The 15,304-nt window shown below is 28.8% G+C and carries 17 protein-coding genes; 9 read left to right on the plus strand and 8 right to left on the minus strand.

The window, feature by feature from the left end; genetic code table 11:
* Positions 1 to 2 precede the first annotated feature (2 nt).
* From ACTCCZ_RS09330 to ACTCCZ_RS09350, 5 genes are all read left to right on the plus strand, one after another.
* Positions 3 to 905, plus strand: a complete 903-nt coding sequence (locus ACTCCZ_RS09330; protein ID WP_079577895.1) for a branched-chain amino acid ABC transporter permease — start codon at positions 3 to 5, stop codon at positions 903 to 905.
* Positions 905 to 1,870, plus strand: a complete 966-nt coding sequence (locus tag ACTCCZ_RS09335; protein ID WP_079577896.1) for a branched-chain amino acid ABC transporter permease — start codon at positions 905 to 907, stop codon at positions 1,868 to 1,870. The genes ACTCCZ_RS09330 and ACTCCZ_RS09335 overlap by 1 nt, the downstream gene beginning before the upstream one ends.
* A complete protein-coding gene (locus tag ACTCCZ_RS09340; RefSeq protein ID WP_079577897.1) occupies positions 1,870 to 2,649 on the plus strand; it encodes an ABC transporter ATP-binding protein in 780 nt (259 codons plus the stop codon). Before ACTCCZ_RS09335 ends, ACTCCZ_RS09340 begins: the two co-directional genes overlap by 1 nt.
* The gene (locus ACTCCZ_RS09345; protein WP_079577898.1) at positions 2,649 to 3,368 is read left to right on the plus strand and encodes an ABC transporter ATP-binding protein; all 720 of its coding nucleotides are present in this window, start codon (positions 2,649 to 2,651) and stop codon (positions 3,366 to 3,368) included. The genes ACTCCZ_RS09340 and ACTCCZ_RS09345 overlap by 1 nt, the downstream gene beginning before the upstream one ends.
* 110 nt (positions 3,369 to 3,478) lie before the next feature.
* Positions 3,479 to 7,060, plus strand: coding sequence for a proline dehydrogenase family protein (locus ACTCCZ_RS09350; RefSeq protein WP_079577899.1), 3,582 nt, complete (start codon positions 3,479 to 3,481; stop codon positions 7,058 to 7,060).
* Positions 7,061 to 7,081: 21 nt separating this feature from the next.
* Here the strand turns inward: ACTCCZ_RS09350 and ACTCCZ_RS09355 are convergent, their stop codons facing one another.
* The 4 genes from ACTCCZ_RS09355 to ACTCCZ_RS09370 form a co-directional block, all read right to left on the minus strand.
* Positions 7,082 to 8,056: an alpha-L-glutamate ligase-like protein gene (locus ACTCCZ_RS09355; protein WP_228145305.1), complete on the minus strand. Its 975-nt coding sequence runs from the start codon at positions 8,054 to 8,056 to the stop codon at positions 7,082 to 7,084.
* The gene (locus ACTCCZ_RS09360; protein ID WP_079577901.1) at positions 8,022 to 9,554 is read right to left on the minus strand and encodes a UUP1 family membrane protein; all 1,533 of its coding nucleotides are present in this window, start codon (positions 9,552 to 9,554) and stop codon (positions 8,022 to 8,024) included. The genes ACTCCZ_RS09355 and ACTCCZ_RS09360 overlap by 35 nt, the downstream gene beginning before the upstream one ends.
* A complete protein-coding gene (locus tag ACTCCZ_RS09365; RefSeq protein WP_079577902.1) occupies positions 9,538 to 10,260 on the minus strand; it encodes an ATP-dependent zinc protease family protein in 723 nt (240 codons plus the stop codon). Before ACTCCZ_RS09365 ends, ACTCCZ_RS09360 begins: the two co-directional genes overlap by 17 nt.
* A gap of 84 nt (positions 10,261 to 10,344) precedes the next feature.
* A complete protein-coding gene (locus tag ACTCCZ_RS09370) occupies positions 10,345 to 10,539 on the minus strand; it encodes a hypothetical protein (protein WP_079577903.1) in 195 nt (64 codons plus the stop codon).
* A 188-nt stretch (positions 10,540 to 10,727) separates the two neighbouring features.
* Here ACTCCZ_RS09370 and ACTCCZ_RS09375 point away from each other — a divergent pair, with 188 nt between their 5' ends.
* The 4 genes from ACTCCZ_RS09375 to ACTCCZ_RS09390 all read left to right on the plus strand — a co-directional run bounded on the left by ACTCCZ_RS09375 (position 10,728) and on the right by ACTCCZ_RS09390 (position 13,946).
* Positions 10,728 to 12,053: a Na+/H+ antiporter family protein gene (locus tag ACTCCZ_RS09375; protein WP_079577904.1), complete on the plus strand. Its 1,326-nt coding sequence runs from the start codon at positions 10,728 to 10,730 to the stop codon at positions 12,051 to 12,053.
* 131 nt (positions 12,054 to 12,184) lie between these two features.
* A complete protein-coding gene (locus ACTCCZ_RS09380; protein ID WP_079577905.1) occupies positions 12,185 to 12,952 on the plus strand; it encodes a tRNA 2-thiocytidine biosynthesis TtcA family protein in 768 nt (255 codons plus the stop codon).
* A 2-nt stretch (positions 12,953 to 12,954) separates the two neighbouring features.
* The gene (locus ACTCCZ_RS09385) at positions 12,955 to 13,422 is read left to right on the plus strand and encodes a 2-thiouracil desulfurase family protein (RefSeq protein WP_079577906.1); all 468 of its coding nucleotides are present in this window, start codon (positions 12,955 to 12,957) and stop codon (positions 13,420 to 13,422) included.
* A 41-nt stretch (positions 13,423 to 13,463) separates the two neighbouring features.
* The gene (locus ACTCCZ_RS09390) at positions 13,464 to 13,946 is read left to right on the plus strand and encodes an acyloxyacyl hydrolase (protein ID WP_079577907.1); all 483 of its coding nucleotides are present in this window, start codon (positions 13,464 to 13,466) and stop codon (positions 13,944 to 13,946) included.
* A 2-nt stretch (positions 13,947 to 13,948) separates the two neighbouring features.
* On the opposite strand, the gene trxC is transcribed toward ACTCCZ_RS09390, so the two are convergent.
* From trxC to ACTCCZ_RS09410, 4 genes are all read right to left on the minus strand, one after another.
* Positions 13,949 to 14,380: a thioredoxin TrxC gene (gene trxC / locus ACTCCZ_RS09395; RefSeq protein ID WP_196778258.1), complete on the minus strand. Its 432-nt coding sequence runs from the start codon at positions 14,378 to 14,380 to the stop codon at positions 13,949 to 13,951.
* Positions 14,381 to 14,383: 3 nt separating this feature from the next.
* Positions 14,384 to 14,629: a hypothetical protein gene (locus ACTCCZ_RS09400; RefSeq protein WP_079577908.1), complete on the minus strand. Its 246-nt coding sequence runs from the start codon at positions 14,627 to 14,629 to the stop codon at positions 14,384 to 14,386.
* Positions 14,619 to 15,113 carry a putative metalloprotease CJM1_0395 family protein gene (locus ACTCCZ_RS09405; RefSeq protein ID WP_079577909.1) on the minus strand — a complete coding sequence of 165 codons (495 nt, stop codon included), beginning with the start codon at positions 15,111 to 15,113 and terminating at the stop codon, positions 14,619 to 14,621. The genes ACTCCZ_RS09400 and ACTCCZ_RS09405 overlap by 11 nt, the downstream gene beginning before the upstream one ends.
* A partial coding sequence (locus tag ACTCCZ_RS09410; RefSeq protein WP_463187284.1) for a hypothetical protein occupies positions 15,100 to 15,304 on the minus strand: 205 nt, incomplete at its 5' end. The genes ACTCCZ_RS09405 and ACTCCZ_RS09410, both read right to left, overlap by 14 nt.

The raw sequence follows: 15,304 nt of genomic DNA on the forward strand, positions 1-15,304 counted from the left end.
TAATGGATACTTTTCTTCAACAGTTAATTAATGGTTTAACTATTGGAAGTTTATATGCATTAGTAGCTTTAGGTTATACAATGGTTTACGGTGTGATGAAGTTAATTAACTTCGCACACGGTGACTTGGTTGCCTTTTCTGCTTATGTAGGGCTTACAATATTTTCTCAGTTTTTTGGAGCTAGTGCAAATTCATTGATTAATGTAGTAATTATATTTTTATTTACAGCAATTATTGTTGCATTTGTAGGTGTTCTTCTTGAGCGTCTTGCCTATAGGCCTTTAAGAACGGCACCAAGATTAAGTGCCGTTGTTTCAGCATTGGGTGCATCCCTTGTAATTCAAAATGCAATTATGCTAATTTGGGGCCCAAATATGAAAATTTTTCCATCTGATTTATTACCAAATACTATTTGGGAAATTGGTGGAGTAATTTTGACATTTACTCAAGTATTGATTTTGATTTTATCAGCTATACTAATGATAGCTTTATACTTTTTTATTAATAAAACAAAAATTGGAACTGCAATTCGTGCAACTGCAATTGATCAAGATGCAGCAAAACTAATGGGTATTAATGTAAATAGAATTATTACTATTATTTTTATAGTTGGTTCAGCATTGGGTGCTGTAGGTGGATTATTTATTGGTATTTATTATAGAGGTCTTACTTTTGATATGGGTTGGCTTTATGGATTAAATGCTTTTATTGCAGCAATTATAGGTGGTATTGGTAATATCCCAGGAGCAATGCTTGGAGGTTTATTACTAGGATTATTTAATGCAATGATATCAGGATATATATCAACAGAGTGGGCTGAAACATTTACTTTTATGCTTTTAATTATAATTTTAATTGTTAGACCAACGGGTATTCTTGGTGAAAAAACAGCGGAGAAAGTATAATGAATAAAACAACAATTATAGCAACATTATTTATTGCTGTTATGGCATTTTTCCCGTTTTTAGTTGATTCTGCTTGGTTAAGTATTGGAATTACATTTTTAATTTTTGCAGTTGTAGCTTTTTCTCAAGATATTATTTTAGGAAGAGCTGGTATTTTTAATATGGGGCATGCAATATTTTTTGGTATTGGTGCTTATGCAACTGCAATTTTAAATGTTCACTTTGGACTTGAAATTATTGAGACTTTACCATTTGCTATTATATTACCAGTTATTGTTTCTATTTTATTAGCAGGTCCTATTATTCATCTAAGAGGTGATTATTTACTTGTTGCCACAATTGGATTTAATATTATTTTTGAACAAGTATTATCTAATAATCCTTTTGATTTAACAGGTGGACCAAATGGAATTTTTGGAATAGACGTGGTAAGAATTTTTGGATATGAATTATTTTCTCAAATCTCAATATATTATATTGCATTTGGTTTATTAATTATTACTTTATTTATAATTAGAAATTTAGATAACTCTAAATATGGAAGAGCACTTTATTATATAAATAAAGATGAAATTGCAGCAAAATCAATGGGAATAAATGTTTCTTATTACAAACTATTTGCTTTTGCTTTAGGTGCAGCAATAGCAGGAGCTGCTGGTTGCGTATTTGCTATTCAGTATTCAGCTGTATCTCCGGAATCATTTAACTTTATGCAATCTGTTATGTTCTTTGCAATTGTACTTGTTGGTGGTTCTGCTTCACTTCCTGGTATTATTATTGGTACATTTGTTATGTTTGTACTTCCTGAGTTATTTACAGAGTTTAAAGAATCAAGATATTTAATTTTTGGTGCTGCAATGATTTTGACAATGATTTTAAGACCAAATGGTGTTTGGCCTGCGACTTTTGGAAATATTCCAAACTATTTAAAAAGAAAAGCAGCTAAGCTTAAAGGAGAAAAGTAATGAAATATGTATTAGAGATTGAAAATGTTTCAAAACTATTCTTTGGATTAGTTGCAATTGATGATTTGACTATCAAAGTTAAACCTGGACAAATTTATGGAATTATTGGTCCAAATGGAGCTGGAAAAACTACACTATTTAACTGCGTAACTGGAATTTATAAACCTGAAAAAGGAACTATTAAATATAAAGGTGAAGATATTACAGGAATGTCAGCACATAAAATTGCTCAAAAAGGTGTTTTAAGAACTTTCCAAAATATTAGACTTTTTAAAGAGATGAGTGTAGCAGAAAATATAATGGCTGGATGTCATACAAAATCAAAACAAAAATGGTATCACTCTATTATTCATACTCCTTTTTACAAAAAAGACAATGACAAAAGTTGGAAAAAAGTAGAAGAGCTTATGGACTTTTTTAATCTTACAAAGTTTGCAATGATTCCAACAGGTGATTTATCATATGGAAATCAAAGAAAAGTAGAAATGGCAAGAGCACTAGCTGCTGAACCAGAACTTTTAATATTAGATGAACCAGCAGCTGGTTTAAATGAAAATGAGACAATAGAACTTACAAATATCATTTTAAAGATTAAGCAAATGGGACTTGGAATTATGATGATTGAACATGATATGGATATGGTTATGAAACTAACAGATTATATAACTGTAATTAATTTTGGAAAAGAGATATCTCAAGGTGAACCAGATTTTGTTCAAGATGATCCAAGAGTAATTGAAGCTTATATTGGTAGTGATGATGATGAGGATGAAGAGTAATGCAAAATGAAATTTTATTAGATGTAAGAGATTTACATGTAAGTTATGGAGCAATTGCTGCAATTAAAGGAATCTCTTTAAAAGTTCATAAAGGTGAAGTTGTAACAATTCTTGGAGCAAATGGGGCTGGTAAAACAACAACTTTAAAAACAATTTCTGGCTTATTAAAACCTAAATCAGGAAATATTATTTTTGATAAAAACGATATTACAAATACAGCAGCACATGATATTGTAAGTTTAGGCATGTCTCACTCACCTGAGGGAAGAAGAGTTTTTGGAACACTTACAGTTGAAGAAAACCTTATGATGGGAGCATATACTTTAAAAGACCATGATAAGGAAACATTGGAGTGGATTTATGATATTTTACCAAGATTAAAAGAGAGAAGAAAACAGCTTGCTGGTACTTTAAGTGGAGGTGAGCAACAAATGTTAGCAATTGGTAGAGCTATTATGAGTAAACCAAAACTTCTTATATTAGACGAACCAAGTTTAGGTCTTGCACCTATTTTAATTAAGTCAATATTTAAGGCAATAAAAGAGATTGCTTTAAGTGGAGTAACAGTTTTAATAGTTGAACAAAATGCAAAAGCTGCATTAAAGTTAGCAAATAGAGGTTATGTACTTGAAGTTGGAAAAATAACTCATGAGGGAACATCAGAAGAGTTGTTAAATTCAAAAGCAATTCAAGAAGCATATTTAGGCAAAAAGCATTAGGTTATAAGTAGCATGAGGGCATACTTGGCGGTTGTACCCTCAAACACATTAAAGTGCGTGTAAAGCTACTTAAAATTTATTTAAAATACAATTAATTTTAAGGATATTGCATGAAAAATGAACAAGAATTAATAGAAAAAAGTATAAATCTAGCAGAAAGATGGCAAAATAAAGCAACTACACTTGTAAGTGATTGGGATAAAGAGTTTTCTATAAAAATGAAAAAGATGCTTGCTCATCCACAAGATAAAGCACTTTTGATTGAGTTAATGGATCAGTGTTTTAGAACAAACTCAAACAAAAGAGTAGCTGATCAAATAATTTTCTTACTTGAAAAGCATGGAATGGCACATTTTTTTACTACTAAAGATAAAACACTTTTATGGCTTTTCCAAAACTTTGGTAAATACTTGCCAGATCTTTCAGTTCCTTTATTTGTTAATGAAATTAGAGAAGATACAAAAACAGTTGTAATAAAAGGTGAAGATGAACCTTTTAATGAACATCTAGAAAAAAGAAAAAAAGAGGGAACAAGAATTAATATTAATCTTATTGGTGAAGTTGTTCTTGGAGAAAATGAAGCAGAAGAAAGAATTCAAAAATATTTAAAAGCTTTAGAAAATCCAAATATTGATTATATATCTATTAAAATATCAACAATTTATTCTCAAATTAATTCAATGGATTTTGAAGGTACTGTTACTACTTTAGTTAAAAAATTAACAAGAATTTATGAACAAGCAAAGAAATATCCATATATTGCCCCTGATGGGACAAAATCTAATAAATTTATTAATCTTGATATGGAAGAGTATAAGGATTTGGCAATTACTGTTGAAGTATTTAAAAGAACATTATCATTACCACAATTTAAAGATTTTTATGCAGGAATTGTTCTTCAAGCTTATATTCCTGATTCATTTTTAGTACAAAAAGATTTATGTCAATGGGCTAAACAAAGAGTAAATGAGGGTGGAAGTCCTATTAAGTTTAGATTAGTAAAAGGTGCTAATATGGAGATGGAAGAGACAGAAGCCTCTCAAAAGCACTGGGATATGGTGACATATACAAATAAAAGCCATAGTGATGCAAACTATAAAAGAATGGTTAAGTTTGCTCTTGATAAAGACAATGCTGCTTACATGCATGTAGGAACAGCTTCACACAATCTATTTGAACTAGCATTTGCAACAGTTTTAGCAGAACATAATGCAACTACTAAATTTCATACTTTAGAAATGTTAGAAGGAATGAGTGAATCAGCAAGATTAGCAATCAATGAAATTTCAAAAGATGTTATTTTATATGCACCAACTGCTGCAAAAGAGCAGTTTACAAATGCTATTGCATATTTAGTTAGAAGGTTAGATGAAAATACAGGACCAAATAATTTTATTAGATACTCTTTTGGATTAAAAGTTGGAACAAAAGATTGGAATGAACAAAAAGCATTATTTATTAAGTCATTTGAGTTGGAAGAGGAAACATTTGTAGGTAGTTTTAGAACACAAAATAGATTAACTGAAAAATGGGATACTTTTAACAATTCATCTTATGATACAAGTGAATATCACGCAGAACCAGATACAGATTTTATTTTATCTCAAAATCAAGAATGGGCTAAAGAGATTGTAAAAAAATGGAAATTCTCTAAAGATAGCGAGCATCAAACAAAGCCTATAGTAGTTGCAGGTAAAGAGATAGTTACAGGAAGAAAAGTCTATAAAGCAATAGATAAATCTCAACTAAAAGATGAAGTTTTAGCAGGTAAGTTTGCTATGGCAAATGAAGATGATTTAAAAAGAGCAGTTGAAACAGCAAAAGCTGATGTTGATGGATGGAGAAGTAAAACTTATGCTCAAAGACATGAACTTTTAAAACAAGCAGCTATAAAAGTTCGTGAAAGAAGAGGAGATTTAATAGGTGTAGCAGCTGCAGAAGTTGGAAAAGTATTTACAGAAACTGATGTAGAAGTTAGTGAAGCTGTTGATTTTATTGAGTTTTATGCACACTCTTCAAGATATTTTGAAGAGTATACAAATTTAAAGTTTAAAGGAAAAGGTGTTGGTGTTGTAATTCCTCCATGGAATTTCCCTGTAGCAATTCCTTTAGGAGGTGTAGCAGCTACTTTAGCAGCTGGAAATACAGTAATTATTAAACCTGCTACAGTTGCAGCCTTAACAGCTTATGAAATGTGCAAGTGTTTTTGGGATGCTGGAATATCTAAAAATGTATTACAATTTGTTCCTTGTCCTGGAGTATTAGCAGGTGAGCATTTAGTTGCTAATAAAGATGTTGATTATGTAATTTTAACAGGAGGAGAAGACACAGCTGCCTCAATGCTTAAAACAAGACCTGATTTATTATTAACTGCAGAAACAGGTGGAAAAGATGCGACAATTGTTACAAATATGGCAGATAGAGATCAAGCAATTAAAAATGTTTGTCAAAGTGCATTTGGAAACTCTGGACAAAAATGTAGTGCTACATCATTGCTTGTATTAGAAGAAGAAGTTTATAATGATGAAAACTTTAAAAAAGCATTAATAGATACGGCAAAATCAATGAGTGTTGGCTCTATTTGGGATTTAAAAAATAGAATTGGAACTTTAGCAAATAGTGTCTCTGGAAAATTAAAAGAAGCAATCGAAAATCTAGAAGAGGGCGAAGAGTGGGCATTAGAGCCATCTTATGCAGAAGATAATGAGTATATGTTAAAACCCTCAATTAAATGGAATGTAAAAGAGGGTAGTTTTATTCATATGAATGAACTTTTTGGACCAGTTTTAGCAGTTATTAAAGCAAGAAATGTAAAACATGCTGTTGATATTGTAAATGCGACTGGATATGGATTAACTTCTGGAATTGAATCTTTAGATGAAAGAGAAGTTAATTACTGGAGAGAAAATATTAAAGCTGGAAATCTTTATATAAACAGAGGAACAACAGGTGCTATTGTTTTAAGACAACCTTTTGGTGGAATGGGTAAATCAGCAATTGGAGCAGGAAGAAAAGTCGGTATTTATAACTACATAACACAATTTGTTGATTTTGAAGAAGTTGGTAAACCTGAAATTATAAAAAACTTTCACACAGATCTTACTAGATTTATAAGTCATTGCAAAGATAAGTATACAAATGAAAAAGATGATTTTGAAAAACTTGAAGTAGCAGTACAATCATATTATCATAATTTTCATACAGAATTTAGTGTTGAAAAAGATTATGTTAAAGTAAGAGGTGAAGATAATCATTTTAGGTATCTTCCTTTAAACAGAGTAATTATTAGAGTAAGTAATGATGATAATTTTTTTGATGTTATAAGTAGAATTTTAGCTGCAAAAATATCTGGGGTACACTTTACAGTATCAATTGATAATAATGAAAAAATAGAAGAGTTTTTGAAAAATGCGACAGTTTTATTTACTTCAAAAGATAGAATTGTTAAACATACAAATGAAAAGCTTGCTGATGTAATTGGAAATTATGAAAGAGTAATTTATTCTGACATATCAAAAGTTCCAGAGTCTATATTTGAAGCTGCAAGTAAACATCTTGGAACATTTATTGTAAGAATGAAACCGATGATGGAAGGAAGAATAGAATTACTAAATTATTTCAAAGAACAAAGTATTTCTCATTCATATCATAGATATGGTAATATTGGAGCAAGAGAGTATGGTAAAAAGTAAGAATATATTTAATTCTTACTTTTAGAAGTTTGTCTTAGAAAAAAGTACTCTTTTTTCTGGGGCAGACTCTTTATATTTAACTTCATCAATTTTTTTAAATCTTGTTTGAGCACCAATACCATTTGCTATTTGTATAGCTAAACCTGGTCTTGCATTAAGTTCTAAAACTAATGGACCTTTATTTTTATCAATTACAATATCAGCACCTAAATAACCCATATTAGTCATATCATAGCATTTTGAAGCAAGAAGTAGTATATCATCCCAAAAAGGAACTTTTAACTCTTTTAGAGGTTTTTGTGTATCAGGATGAACTTGTACGGGTCTATCAAACTGAACTGCATTTAAAGCTTTTCCTGTTTTAATATCAATACCAACGCCTACCGCACCTTGATGAAGATTTGCTTTTCCATCACTATTTGAAGTAGATAATCTCATCATAGCAAGAGCGGGATAACCTTTATAAACAACAACTCTAACATCAGGAACTCCCTCAAAACTAAAACCATCAAATACATTATCAAACTCTACAAGTTTTTCAAAAACTGCCACATCATTTTTCCCACCAAGCGAGTAAAGTCCACTTAATATATTTGAAATGTGTCTTTTAATATCAGAGTATCCAACTTCAACTCCATTTGGCTTAATAAACTTATTTCCAATAGTTTTTACTATAACTAAAATTCCTTTTCCACCACTTCCTTGTGCTGGTTTGATAACAAATCCATTTTCATCTTTTATATAGTGTTTAAAATTATCAATTTGTACTTGATACTCTATAAAACCTAATAATTCAGGCACTGCAATATTATGTTCTTGTGCAATTTGTTTAGTTTTTAACTTATCATCAACTAAAGGAAAGTTTTTTCTTTTGTTTAACTTACCTATATAGTTGATATTTCTATTATTCATACCTAGTATACCAAGTTCTTTTAGCTTAAAAGGGTTTGCAAATATCATCTTAATCAACCATTGATTTAAATCTATAAAGTTCACTTAATCTATATCCACTATATCTTCCAAGTAGTATAATTATTCCAAGTACAGCTAATAAAACCTCAGGAAAATTAAATGTAATAAAGCTAAGTACACTATTTGTCATTGCAAAAAATGCTAGAATTGATACAAGTAGTGAGCCACCTCCTTGTAAAAGAACCTCTTTAGGTCCATCTTCTTCCCAAATAATAGACATTCTTTCTATTGTCCAAGCTAAAATGATGATTGGGAAAAATGTAATGCTTGTAGCATACTGAAGTCCTAATTTTTGTGATAATATAGCAACAAATGCCATAATTCCTACAACTACAATTAGTACAGCAGATATCCTTGCTACTAATAAAAGATTTAAATAAGATAAGTATGACCTTACAATAAGTCCAATGGTAACTACTAAAATAAACATCAAAATACCAGGAAGAAGTTGAGTTTCAATAAATGCCATTGACAACAAAATAGGCATAAATGTTCCTGATGTTTTAATTCCTATAAAAACTCGCATAATTACTACCACTAATGCACCAAGAGGTACAAGTAAAAGTAGTTTAAATGTATTTTGAGCTTCATTAGGTAGTACAAACAATGAAAAGTCTAATAGTGTATTTTGGTTTTTTACATCTTTTGATAATGCTGCACTTCTAGCTGGAACAATATTTTTTGTTACAGAAAATCTAACATCTGAATTTCTAACTCCTTCTGCATCTAATAAATACTGAGAACCCCTTTGCCAAATAAAAATATTACTGTTTTTTGATATTTCGCCTTTGTTTATATCAAATAAATGCCATTTATCTTTATAAAAAACTTCAAGCATTGGAGTTAATTCAATATTTCTTTGTCTATCTTTTAAATATAATGCTCCAATTGTTCTTACTTTATATCCCATTTTATCTATTAATTGAACTAAAGTATCTCTTTTTTGTTTATTTGTTTTCATAAAGTTGTTTTTTATCATTGTTGTTGCTTGAGATGGTTCTTTTAAGTTAAACTCTTTTATCAACAGTGATGTAAAACTAACACCATTTGCACTTTTTTCATAAATACTGTTTAATAATGAAGTTGAAGCTTGTACAAATGCAGTTGATACCTCTTTTCTAAAAATCTCTTCATCTATCTCATCTTTTTGTTCTGCTTTAAAAAAAGGATCTTTAATTACATCAATTGAATAGTATAGTACTTGTTCACCTTGAACTTCTCTTTTTGTCCAATTTCCTTTTTTTAAACCATTTATGAAACTATTTGAGTATCCAAAGTTTGCAGAACTTGACTCTTCATTTATAATCATTAATCCATCTTGTTTTGATGGTAAAGTCATAGAAATAGAAGCACTTTGCTCTTTTCTTGCATTAAAAGTAATTTTTGCTTCAATATTCCAAATATTAACCGTTTCATCTTGGAATAAAGGAAAATTAAGATATTTGATTTTGTATGTCATAAGAGACAAGGCTGCAAGAATTAAAAGAAATGAAAAGATGATTATATTATTTTTTGATTTCATTTTTACTCATTTTAGGTTTAGTTATATATTTTTTTGAAACATCGACTAAAAATAGACCATTTAAATAGTTTTTCCCAATTAATACAGGATATGTAAATTTACTTCTGTTTGTTAGTGATACTTCAACAAGTTGGCTAATATTAGCAAGATTTATTTTCATTTGCACAACATATCTTTTTTGATTTTTTGTGCCATGTCGTTTTATTTTTACGATTCTATGTAGTGGAAGATTTTTATTTATTAAATTTCCATCTTTATCTTGTAAATCAAACTTTATCCATTTATTTCCATCTCTTTCAAACTCTTTTATATTTAAAGCATGCATTGATGATGTTGTTGCACCTGTATCTATTTTTGCTTTTAATAATATATCTGAAGATGGAATATAAACTTTTTCAGCTGTACCTATTACAATCATAGAGTCTTTTATAACAGGTTTTTTAATTATAATTTTTTTTACAATCTGTTTTATAATTTTGACCTGTTCCTCTTTTTGTTCTTTTTCTGCACTTTTAATTTCTTGCTCTTTTTTTTCTTTTTTATCAATTTGTTCTTTATTTTCTATTTTTTTATTGGTTTTTTCTTGATACTGTTCTTGTTTAGTAGTATCTTTTATATTATTGTTTGTTGGTGTATTAGTAGCTGCACAACCACTAATAAATGCACATATAGTAAGTGCTGTTATTGTTTTAAGATAACTATTCATTGGTTTACCTTATTATTTAGTATAATTTAAGACTGGAATTATATTATTTTTATTTAAAATTGTAGTAAAAGTAGATAAAAAGAGTTAACTCTCTTTACCATATTTTAAAAACCTAATTTGCTCTAATAGCATATCTGCAAAACCTGATGGTAAACTTTGATTTTGATTTTGTACAGTTTGTACTAAACTTTTTATTTGTTCTTCTGTCATATTTTGAGCATATGGCATAATTGTTTCTTTAATCTTTTCAATAAATTCTTGTTCTTCTTCTTTTGTCATAAATTCAGCTCTCTTAAATAATTTTGAAGATAAAATTATATTGTTTTAACCTAAAATTAGAGTAAAACTCTCTTCTCTTATCTCAATATTAAATAAAAAAACAATATAATAAAAAGTAATTAATTTACATTTAATGTGTTATTTATCTATTTTAAATAACTAAATAAAATACTTACACAAGGAACACTATGTTTAATCCCGTTGTTGTTGCAGTACTACTTATGATTGCTTTGAGTCTATTTAGAATCAATGTAGTTATTGCTTTAATTTTTAGTGCTATTATTGGAGGTTTAGTTTCAGGTTTATCTTTACTTGATACAATTGATGCTTTTAGTAGTGGTCTTGGTGGAGGTGCAAGTATTGCACTTAATTATGCAATGCTTGGGGCATTTGCAGTGGCTATTTCTAAATCAGGAATAACTGATTTACTTGCAAAAAAAATAATTTCAAAAATGAAAAGTGATGCAACTAGGAAAGAGATTATATGGTTTAAGGCTATTTTATTAACTTTAATCTTATTAGCTTCTGTTTCATCTCAAAACTTAATTCCTGTTCATATTGCTTTTATTCCTATTTTGATTCCTCCTTTATTACATGTTTTTGCAGAATATAAAATCGATAGAAGATTAATTGCTTGTGTTTTAACATTTGGCTTAACAGCAACTTATATGCTACTTCCTGTTGGTTTTGGAGGAATATTTCTAAATAATATTTTACATAAAAATCTTGTTGAAAATGGAGCTACTATTGCAGTTGAGCAACTTCCTTTAATTATGGCAATTCCTGTTTCTGGTATGTTTTTAGGACTTTTAGTTGCAATATTTTTTACATATAAAAAGCCAAGAGATTACTCTATTAAAAAAATAAAAGATATTGAACCTGAGAATCAAGAGATGAAAGTTTCATATATTTTTACTGCTTTAGTTGCTATTGTTGCAGCTTTATCTTTGCAATTATATACTAACTCAATTATTGTTGGTTCTCTTGTTGGTTTTATAATTTTTATGATAGGAGGAGTTATAAAAGTAGATGAAACACAAGATGTATTTACTAAAGGTGTTCACATGATGGCAATGATTGGTTTTATAATGATTGCAGCTTCTGGCTTTGCAGAAGTTATGAAAGCAACGCAAGGAATTGAAAGTTTAGTTACATCTATCTCTTCTGTAATTGGTGATAATAAATCTTTAGCTGCACTATTTATGTTAGTTGTTGGATTACTTGTTACTATGGGAATTGGCTCATCTTTTTCAACTATTCCAATTATTGCAGTAATTTATGTTCCTTTAGCAATGCAGTTTGGCTTTTCTCCTTTAGCAGTTGCTGTTTTAGTAGGAACAGCTGCAGCCTTAGGTGATGCAGGAAGCCCAGCATCTGACTCAACACTTGGACCCACATCTGGTTTGGGAGTAGATGGACAGCATGATCATATTTGGGATAGTGTTGTTCCTACATTTATACATTATAATATACCACTAATTTTATTTGGTTGGTTAGCTGCTTTATACTTATAATAAATCTACTACCTTTTTAGGTAGTGGACTTATTATATTTCTAAATACTTTTATAAATTAAATCTATTTTATTTCATTTTTTAAACTTTTTGATATAATTGCGAAAAAATTGAATAGATAGGAAATTTAAATTGGTAGAATTAAGTAAAAAAATTTCAAAACTTGTTGGTAAAACTAATGCAGAGTATGGCTTAATTAAAGAAGGTGATAAGGTATTGGTTGGATTTAGTGGAGGTAAAGACTCTACAACTCTTCTTCATGCATTAAAACATCTACAAAGAGTTGCACCTTTTAAATTTGAATTTAAAGCTGTAACTGTAACTTATGGAATGGGTGAGCAAATACAATTTTTATCAGATCACTGTAAAAAATATGAAATTGAACATGAAATAGTAGATACTGAAATTTTTGAAATTGCTGGTGAAAAAATTAGAAAAAATTCATCTTTTTGTTCATTTTTTTCAAGAATGAGAAGAGGGTACTTATATACAACAGCACAAGAGCAAGGATATAATAAATTAGCTTTAGGGCACCATTTAGATGATGCAATGGAGTCATTTTTTATGAACTTCTTATATAATGGTGCTTTAAGATCAATGCCACCAATATATCAAGCAGAAAATGGTTTAGAAGTTATTAGACCACTTATTTTTTGTAGAGAGAGACAACTAAGAGCATTTGCCCAATCAAATGAGATTAGTGTAATTGGAGATGAAGCTTGTCCAGCAATGAGATTTGATATTAAAATGCCTCATGCAAGAGAAAAAACAAAAAAATTGTTAGAACAAATGGAAGAAGAGAATCCTCAAATGTTTATTTCAATGAAAGCTGCATTTAATAATATTCAAACTTCTACATTTTTCCAAAAAGAGTTCTTAGACAATAATAAACAGGACTAATATTGAATATATTAATTTCTTCTTGTCTTTTAGGTGAAGAGGTAAGGTATGATGGAAAAAGTTCAAGTTCTTCTATAAAAAACAAAGAACTCTTTTTAAAAATTATAAATGAGTTTAATGTTTTTTCTATTTGCCCAGAGCTTAGTGGAGGCTTAACAACTCCAAGAGCTCCTGCTGAAATAATTAAAGAAAAAGTTATTACAACTAATGGCTTAGATGTAACTTACATGTTTAATCAAGGTGCTTTAAATACTTTATCTTATTGTAAAAAAAATAGCATAAAAATTGCCATATTAAAATCAAACTCTCCCTCATGTGGAAATAATAAAATTTATGATGGAACTTTTAGTTCTGTATTAAAAGAAGCAGAGGGTGTAACTGTTAAACTTTTAAGACAAAATGGGATAAAAGTATTCAATGAAAATGAATTAGAACAATTTTGTGACCTTATAAAGAGTAATTTAAAATAAATTATATTATATTAAATAATTATTTTATATAAGGAGAACAAATGAAAAAACTTCTGATACTCTTACTATTAAGTGCATCTTACTTATTTTCTTTTGATAAAGTAGGTATTGGATATTCAACTACTAGTTATGATTCAAATATTTATAATGTTTCTTTGATAAAAGATACAAATTATAAACTTTTTAATCTTCCTATATCTTTAGAGTTTGCATTTGATTATATGGATTCTACAAATACTAGTGATGAACTATATATTACAAGCTTTCAGCCAGTTATAACTTATGATTTTAATAAGCAGTTTTTTATTCAAGGTGCTTTAGGAGTTGCTTATTTAAGTAATAAGTCTTTTGAACATAGAAATTTTGGAATGAACTTTCAATTTAAAGAGAGTGTTGTATTTGGTTATAACATAAACAAACATTTATCGACTACTTTAAGATATAATCATATATCAAATGCAAATTTAGATGATGATAATAGTGGTTTAGATATCTTTGGTCTTAATTTAATCTATAAGTTTTAAACTTATAGATTTTCATTTACTAAGCTAGAGAGTTTTAATGGATCTAATGCACCATTAACTCTTTTTATTTCATTGCCTTCTTTAAATATAGCAATTGTTGGAATTGATTTAATTAGAAACTTTGAAGCTAATGTTTGTTCTATTTCTGTATTTACTTTTACAAATAATGCTTTTAAAGCATATTTGTTTGAAACTTCATTAAAAATTGGAGTCATCATTTTACATGGTCCACACCAAGGTGCCCAAAAATCAATTATAACTGGAATATCAGAATTTACTACAACATGATCGAATGTTTTTTGTGTTAATTCAATAGGTGTTGTATCTAATAAAGAGTTTTTACACTCCCCACAGTTTGCTTTTATATATGAATCCTTTTTAGGAATCTTATTTACTTTTAAACAGTGAGGACAAACTATATTTATTTTATCCATTCTTTATGCCTTTATATTTAATAACATACTTGAAGTTTCATTTTGTGTTTGTATTGCATTTGCATTTGCGCTGTATGCTATTGTATTTGGAATTTGTGAAGTAATAGCATCAATTAAATCTTGAGTTACTTCTTGATTTTGAGGATCAGCTACTACATTTGCTACATCTGCAATTGTTTGTGCATTTTGTGTAACTTGTGCTTGTGTTGCAACCATTGCATTTAGGTTCATACTGTTATCAATTCGCATTTTCTACTCCTTGTTCTTTGCTTAAAAGAAGCATTTTATTTAAATTTGCAGCTCTTGCTATTGAAGCATCTGCACTACTTAATCCATCTGGTGCAGCTGAAGCTTTTTGAAGCTTATCCAACTTTGCAATTGCTGCAGCCGCATCTTTTGGTATGGAAGTATCAAGTCTTACATGACCACCTGTAGCATATAATTTTCCATCAGGTCCCATTTGATAGTTATAAGAAATCGCACCCTTTGTATGTGCAAGAGATGCATGCAATTGCTCATGTGACCTAGTTTTTGAATCAAGATTTTCAAATTTATCTAAAACTCTTTGATAATCTTCCTCATCATAATTTTTGCTATTTGTTAAGTTAACTGAATCACTCTTTTCATAAAAAGATTTTGTTAAATCTTCTTTGTCAAGATTTGCAAGCTCTGCTTTTTTTTGAGCAATTTGTTGATAAATTGATGAAACAGTTAAATTATCATTTATTAGCATAACATACTCTTTTTTTTATTTTATTAAGTTTAGCATATTTAATATTGTTTTGTAAAGTATTATTGACAATCAAAAAATTAATAATGGTTAAACTTATTTTGGATATAATTTTTACTATGAAGAATAAATTTTTTAAATCATTATCTTTTAAACTTTTACTTTTAGTAACAATTATTATTTTTGCTTTAATC

The organism is Malaciobacter sp. (assembly GCF_055140965.1).